Annotated in this window: 1 protein-coding gene; it reads right to left on the reverse strand. The window is 37.7% G+C overall.

What is annotated here, in order from left to right; all coding sequences use genetic code 11:
- Positions 1 to 33: 33 nt before the first annotated feature.
- Entirely contained in the window at positions 34 to 558 is a 525-nt protein-coding gene (locus VHA02S_RS25025; RefSeq protein ID WP_038899652.1) for a hypothetical protein, read from the reverse strand.
- Positions 559 to 642 lie beyond the last annotated feature (84 nt).

The raw sequence follows: 642 nt of genomic DNA on the forward strand, positions 1-642 counted from the left end.
CGAATCCCTCTTGAACAGTTTGTTATGTTTGTTCTAAATTGATCTCTTATACATCAACTGCTTACACATAGACTTTAAAGCTTTTGAGGCATTTTTGAGATTTTCCCTAGACTCAACAAGCACTTCATCACCCAATACTTCACCTCTAGCAATTTTTCCACTAACTGAAGCCCAAAATACTGGAAGTATATCTATGTCATAGTCAGCCTTGCTAAATGGTATTTCTGGGAAATAAAGAGCAAAAAGCATTTCAATTTTACCTAATGTAGCTTCTCGCTTAGCGTATGTTAATTCGTTGTATCCGTGATAGCCCGAGTCTTTCCTGTACGTACCTTTTTGTATATCCGTAATAAGGTCATCTGACGCATCCAAATACTCGATCACGGTTATATAGAGCTCTTCAATCTTCTCAGCATGCAATTTCTTTCGTTCACGCTGATTGTTAAAGCGCTGATTTAGCAACAAAACGGTTATTGCGATACATGAAGACACGACTATCGATATGAACTGAGACTTACCTGAAGATGTGCTAAATGCATCTAAAATCCACTCAAACAATTATTAATTACCTCTAAAAACATAACGCCCTGTTAAGGTGTGAGCAACGCAATACCAAAGGTCCCGTATACCACCTTAAACACT

Source organism: Vibrio harveyi NBRC 15634 = ATCC 14126 = KCTC 12724 (genome assembly GCF_001591145.1).
Lineage (GTDB): Bacteria > Pseudomonadota > Gammaproteobacteria > Enterobacterales > Vibrionaceae > Vibrio > Vibrio harveyi.